The following is a 6365-nucleotide window of genomic DNA, read 5'->3' as shown; positions in this document are numbered from 1 at the left end:
AAGTGATTCCGGATACGAAGGAAACCGGAATGAGCTATGACCAAGCAATCTATGAAGCGACTGTAACAGTAGCGGATAAAGGCGGACAGCTGGAAGCGAAAGTCACATACAAAAATGTACCAGCAGGAGAAGTACCAGTCTTTAAGAATAGCTATCAGCCTAAAACAAAAGCAGAAACAGGAGAAATACTACTAAAAAAAGTTGATAGTAAGACAGGTAAGACATTGTCCAATGCTGAATTTAAACTAGTTGATGAACGTGGAGAGGTTATCAAAGAGAGAATCGTTACAGATGAAACTGGAACAGTTTTAATTCAAGGTCTTAGTGATGGAATCTATGAATTGATTGAGACGAAAGCACCAACTGGCTATCAATTAGATGCAACACCAATCAAATTTGAAGTAAAAAATAGTCAATCAAACAAGAAAGAAATAGCGAAGAAAAATACACCGATTGGCACAACAAATTCAAATACTAATTGGACAAACAATACCAAGCAGCAGACGAGAAACACACTTCCAAGGACAGGGATTATATCAAACAGCAGCTTTATCATTTGGGGAATTTGTTTCTTGGTAGTGGCTTTCCTTATATATTTTGGTAAAAAAAGAGTGTAGTGTAATTTCCCTATAATTAACCGACCAATATCAAAAGATTTAGTACTAAACAATCGAAATGTATAAGTAAGCAATTCATTATCATGTTGAACTGATGAGTAGAAAGAGGCTAGATATAATCATTCTTGTGCTCTTTCTACTTCTAACCCGCTAATAAAAGTAATTCAAAGGTATGTCTTTAAAAATAGACTATAGTATACTGAAATGGTCTGTGACCTAAGTAAATTCCCAGACTTTTAGTATTCTTGAAATCAAATAAAGGGTATGGCAGTAACACATACGGACACTTAACTGCGACGAGTAATCGCAGAAGCAATTTCTTCGGCAATAAGCCGGTATTTTTCAAACATTTGTGGAACACCAGGTAGGAATCAGTCAACACCGAATGGCTTACCTTCGTGTTTTCTGTCATTTTCAGAATTTCTGCCGTATTGCTTAGAATCACTGTGATTGCTCTTTTAAGCAGAACAGATGCTGAAAAGTACCTACCTGGTGCTTGAAGCTGACCATTTCTGTCACAACCTATTGAACGATCTAACATAGAGCTAGAACCAATACGATAATAGATAAAAAAAGAAACCACCCCAACTATAATTTGTTAGAAGGGTGGTTTCTTCTATTTGTTGTATTCTCCCATCTCTTGCTTCCTGACTCATAGGCTGTGAGAATAAATAGTTCACTACATTAAGAAAGCTTAATGAAACATTCTTTGGAGAATAAAGTTGAACTGGGAGTTTTTAGCAAGAGCTGTTGATTATTTGTCCAGTGTAATAACCGGCAGCCAAAATTCCATATAAGAGGCTTCTGGAGAGCTGTCATAATAAAGCTCTGGAGAATAGGTCTCCATGGTCAAATGATGTTTCTCCAGCCAAAATCCGCAATATTTAACGGCTTTATTAATAGCAACCGTGACAAGCTCCTCAAAGTTTTCAGCTTCAAAGCCGCAGACAATATAGTCTCTGGCAGGCAGCTGCCAGCTCTGAAAGCGGCTGTCTGTGACATCTTCTCCAACCTCAGCGCCGGCATAATAAGTAAAATGTCCTTCAGGAGCATTTCCTGCGTAAGCAACACCAATCTCCCGTCCGTTAGTAATTCGAGGAATATCTTGTTTATTTTTATGGAAGGTTCCCCAAACTTCTCCGGGAATATCCACTCCTGTAGCTTCGCCGTTCGGCATTTGTCCTTGGATGGGTACATATCCTTCAAAACCTAGAAAATGAATAGGTTTTTCAAGCGTTTTTCTGTTGAATTCTAAAATTAGACCATCGCTGATTAGAGGGACACCTTCATCAACCATCACATAGTTCAAGACAAGATCCGGTTTATCAAACTGGTTTAGCATTACAGGATTCTCTCTGTATGCTTCAGGAGTCATATTATAAGCTTCTTTAAATGCTCTGGTAAAGGTTTCATGATTGTTAAATCCTAGCTCTAAAGCAACGTCAATGATTCTCAGTTGTTTGTTTTTGAGCATTTTTTCCGCACCAGCTAAACGCCGGTATTTGATATATTCTTTTACTGGTTTTCTTACAAGTCTGGAAAAAAGCCGCTGATAGTAAAAGGGCGAGAGATTAGCTATTTCAGACAGTTCTTCAATAGGCAGTGAGGTTGTCAAATTCTTCTCAATGTAGTCAACAGTTTTTTGTATGGCTTCCCATGCGTGCATAATCAGCACCTCCTTAAAACAAGCTTACCATGATGCGGCACCGCTGGTTTGACGGCTTCTGCTCATTTTCAAAAAATCATAAGAATTTGGTCTGTCAGTCATCTTACTGAAAAGCGTGAGCAAATCTTTCAAAAAATCGCATTGAAATAAGGATCAATATGTAGCTATATGCTTTTGCACCAGCTGAACGGGAAAATAAAATTAGAAATTCGAAGCAGTGGAACAGGTGAGGAATAAAATTTTTAATAAGAGTTGTATAGTGAGTAGGATAAGCGGTGGGAGCAGTAGCACATACAGTAACCGCAGTAGCACGCACCAAGCACTTAACTGCGACGAGTAACCGCAGGAGCAAGACCTTCGGAAATAAGCCGAAAGTCACAAAATTTGAAGAACACCAGGTAGAATCAGTCAATATCGACTGGCTCACATTCGTGTTTCCTGTCAATTCCGTAAATTTTTCCTTATTTCTGGGGACTAAACACTTCTGTCCCATCCTCATGATTAAAATTCCGAACATCTATTTTTTTATAGGTGAATGGACGATAGAGGATAGAAGCAGTGCTTTTCGAAATAAGGATAAAAACAAAAATAATTTTTTAAACCTTTTCCTAGTTGTCACCGCCGGCTTTTCCCGTATACCGACAAAAACATGTGCGCTCTTTTTTCATTTATTCAGTCAGTGAGATTAATACTCAAAGCTTAACTCATCTAATTGGAAAATAGTTTTGAGAATTTCGTTGACTCTTTCCGTCAGCTTTTTAGTATCTTCGATTCTATCAGGTGTGCGAATTTCTTTTTCTGGTCCTTTATAAGTTAACTCATCGTATTCCTCAAATAGACTCACTTCAAAACCTTCTTTAGTAAACGAAAGGTAGTCATCCAGCACATCCATTTTCATTTCCTGCTTAAAGCCGTTTTTTAAAACGACGGTCATAACTAAGGAACTGACAGAAAGCTCATCTAAAGGAATTTCCCGGCCATCAATTGTAAGTGTGTAGGAAACACATTCTACGATACCGCAGGCGTTACAGCCGCCCTCTGTCAAGTCTACACTACTGGTAATTACTGCTGTTTTCATCTTATCCCATCCTTTATGCTTGTTTATTTAGTGAAAATCTGCATTAAAAGCTTACTGAGCTGTTCATCTTTTACAGCAAAAAGGCGTTCGATATTAAAGACCATCGCATGGGCACGAACTAGCCGTTCTTCCTCAGTCATAGCTACTGTATCATCGTCGTCAAAGGCAGCGCTGGCGTAGACCAAAACCATTTCCATCGTTTCGTATGGGTAAGGATTCTCCATCACCTTCTGGCTAATTCCTTCCTCAGCCAATTCAGCGAGAATTGGTGTGACACTGCTAATCAGCATTTTCTGGATTTTCTGATGCATCAGAGCATTTTGAGGTTTGTGAAGGTGTTCCCTGACACCATCCTGATTCACGTTTAATGCTAAAATAACTTGAAGGATTCGCTGAAAAACAGGCTGTTTCTTATCGCCGGCAGCTTTTTTTGCTTTATCCATAATTCGGTTGTTGTAACGCTGAATCAGCCCATCCATAATATCTTCTTTTGATTTAAAGTGATAATAAAGGGTACCGCGGGCAATTCCTACTTTTTCTAATATCTGATTTGTGCTGGTTCCATCAAATCCCTGGGTTTCAAAAAGTTCTTCGGCAGCATCTAAAATTTCATTTTTTCGTATTTCTGGATCCTTAACAACTCGCATAATGAGTGCCTCCTTCATAGACTGTCTGTCGGTAGAAGGTTACCTTATTTTGATAAGAAAGTCAAGGTACAAAAATTGAGATGAAAACTATTTCTTGTGGGAAAGTGCTGATAGTTGCTGAACTTTCTTATATACTTAGATAAGATGAAAAAAAATTAAAGCATGAGAAGTTTGCAATTAAAGGAGAATTTATGCAGAAAGTATTAATCATTGAGGACAATCGTCAAATTGTTGATGTACTGGAAAAGTATCTGACACAGGCCGGGTACGGCTGTGTTCATGTATATGATGGCGCTGAGGCGCTAGCGGCATTTCATTCGGATACGTTTGAGCTGGTCCTTTTGGATATTATGCTGCCTAATGTTGACGGCTACAGTATCTGTAAAAAAATAAGGGAGACATCTATTACTCCGATTATTATGATTACCGCAAAAACAGAAGATGCTGATCGGATTTTAGGTCTGGAAATTGGGGCAGATGATTATATTGTTAAGCCGTTTTCACCAAAGGAAGTCATCGCCCGGATTAACGCACTGCTGCGCAGAATTGATTTTGAAAAAGGGAGTAAGGAAGTACAAATCTGCTACGGCAATATTACGATAGATTTGGATACAAAGACAGTTTTCATAGGCCAACAGAGGTTGAGATTAACGAAAAAGGAATTTGAGCTGCTTGTGTTATTTGTTAAATTTCCCAAGAAGGTCTTTTCAAGAGAAAATCTATTGGACAGCGTTTGGGGGTTGGATTATTTCGGTGATCCCCGAACAGTTGACAGTCATATCAAACGATTGCGGGTTAAGCTGAATGAGGGGACATCCTCTTGTCGGATAAAGACAATTTGGGGTGCAGGCTATGCATTAGAGGTGGAGCAATGAAAAAGAAAATTTTCAAGCGTCTAGTGCTCTTGTTTTCTTTTCTACTGATTATGATGACTGTGATTATTGGTATTTTATTCAGCGTCATTTTTTCAAAGCAGACAGAAGATCTTCATGTAGAAGAGGTCACCCACAGGGGCGAAATCATTCAGCAAACAATGACGGACTATTTCTCTGAGAATCAGAGCAACGAATCTACAGGCAATCGAAGGAATCAGCATGGTGCCATGATGGGATATGGTGCCTACCTTAATTTTATCAATCAGATTGCTGGTGATAGTGTCTGGGTTTTGGATGCAGAGCTTAACAGCTTGACCAGTAGTGGTCATCATAATAGTGCAGCTGCTGAGAAAGAGTTGTCGCCGGAAAGTAGGGCGTTGGCCGAAAAGGTTCTTCAAGATAAGCAGCAGCAGGTAGTCAAAAGCGGCGGTTTTTTCCAGTTGAAATCTGTAGCTAGTGCGTTCCCAATTCTTGTAAATAACCAGCTTGCTGGTGTAGTGGTTATTGTCTCAGATGTTGCCAATATTCATCAAAATCAAATAAATGGCTATTTAATTTTATTGTTTAGCTTGTTGATTGCTCTTGCAGCAAGTATTCTGTTATCCGTTCAGCTCGCAAAACGCTTCGTTTCTCCCATAAAAGAAATGGAGCATTACACAGGGCAACTAATTGCAGAGGAGTATCCCGCGCCGCTGACAATCAATACTGGGGATGAATTAAATGAGTTGGCAGATAAGCTGTCTATTTTAAGTCAAAGGTTAGAGAAAGCCGAACAGGAACGTAAGGACAAAGAACAAAGTGAAAAAGAGTTTCTTTCACAAATCTCTCATGAATTGCGGACACCGGTTACTGTGATGAAAAGCTCTTTAGAAGCATTGGCAGACGAACTGATAACTTCTCCAGAGGAACAACAAATGTATCACAGCCAGCTGTTGAAGGAAGCTGGCTATCTAGAGCATTTAGTTAATGATTTGCTGGAGTTGAGCCGTTTGCAGTCTGTCGAATTCTCCTTGATCTTTGAAACAGTTGATCCTCTTGAAGTTATTGAAGATAGTATTCGAGGCTACCGCAGAAAAATGGCAGAGAAAAATCAGCAGCTGGTAGTAGATAATCAATTGAAAACGCCAGTTTATCTTGAAGGAGATCACGTCCGCTTAGTCCAGCTGTTTAAGAATTTATTGGACAATGCACATAAATACGGAAAAAAAGATTCTAGCATAGAAGTATCAATTAGCGCTGAAGAAAACATGCTTTGTTTTAGGTTTGAAAATCAAACAAGTAATTCAGATATTGCTTTAAAGAAAGAGGAGCTGTTCCAAGCTTTTCACAGAGGCAATAGAAAGCCGGAAGAGGGGACTGGCTTAGGTTTAGCCATTTGTCAACAAATTGTCCGCAGGCATCATGGACAAATTGAGTTGAACCCTCATGGGGGAAATAAGGTGACGGTAACTATTTGGCTGCCGATAAAAGAGTAGCAGCGGA

General features: G+C 39.2%; 6 protein-coding genes. 3 read left to right on the top strand and 3 right to left on the bottom strand.

Going from position 1 to position 6365, the window contains the following annotated elements; translation table 11 throughout:
• Nucleotides 1-617, top strand: a 617-nt coding sequence (locus tag AC1Z3K_RS17465) for a SpaA isopeptide-forming pilin-related protein (protein WP_461733450.1), incomplete at its 5' end; no start/stop codon positions are given.
• A gap of 754 nt (nucleotides 618-1371) precedes the next feature.
• Here the strand turns inward: AC1Z3K_RS17465 and AC1Z3K_RS17460 are convergent.
• The 3 genes from AC1Z3K_RS17460 to AC1Z3K_RS17450 form a co-directional block, all read right to left on the bottom strand.
• The gene (locus AC1Z3K_RS17460) at nucleotides 1372-2283 is read right to left on the bottom strand and encodes an AraC family transcriptional regulator (protein ID WP_426081864.1); all 912 of its coding nucleotides are present in this window, start codon (nucleotides 2281-2283) and stop codon (nucleotides 1372-1374) included.
• Between the two features lie 685 nt (nucleotides 2284-2968).
• On the bottom strand, nucleotides 2969-3361 hold the full coding sequence (locus AC1Z3K_RS17455; protein WP_426081863.1) for a DUF4809 family protein: 393 nt from the start codon (nucleotides 3359-3361) through the stop codon (nucleotides 2969-2971).
• 23 nt (nucleotides 3362-3384) lie between these two features.
• Nucleotides 3385-4008, bottom strand: a complete 624-nt coding sequence (locus tag AC1Z3K_RS17450; RefSeq protein WP_461733449.1) for a TetR/AcrR family transcriptional regulator — start codon at nucleotides 4006-4008, stop codon at nucleotides 3385-3387.
• Between the two features lie 191 nt (nucleotides 4009-4199).
• Here AC1Z3K_RS17450 and AC1Z3K_RS17445 point away from each other — a divergent pair, with 191 nt between their 5' ends.
• Complete coding sequence (locus AC1Z3K_RS17445; protein WP_426081861.1) at nucleotides 4200-4883, top strand: response regulator transcription factor; 684 nt, start codon at nucleotides 4200-4202, stop codon at nucleotides 4881-4883.
• Nucleotides 4880-6358, top strand: a complete 1479-nt coding sequence (locus tag AC1Z3K_RS17440; protein WP_461733448.1) for a sensor histidine kinase — start codon at nucleotides 4880-4882, stop codon at nucleotides 6356-6358. The genes AC1Z3K_RS17445 and AC1Z3K_RS17440 overlap by 4 nt, the downstream gene beginning before the upstream one ends.
• The last annotated feature ends 7 nt before the right edge of the window (nucleotides 6359-6365 follow it).

Source organism: Enterococcus sp. LJL128 (assembly GCF_056924295.1).
This window is presented reverse-complemented; position numbering and strand designations above follow the sequence as displayed.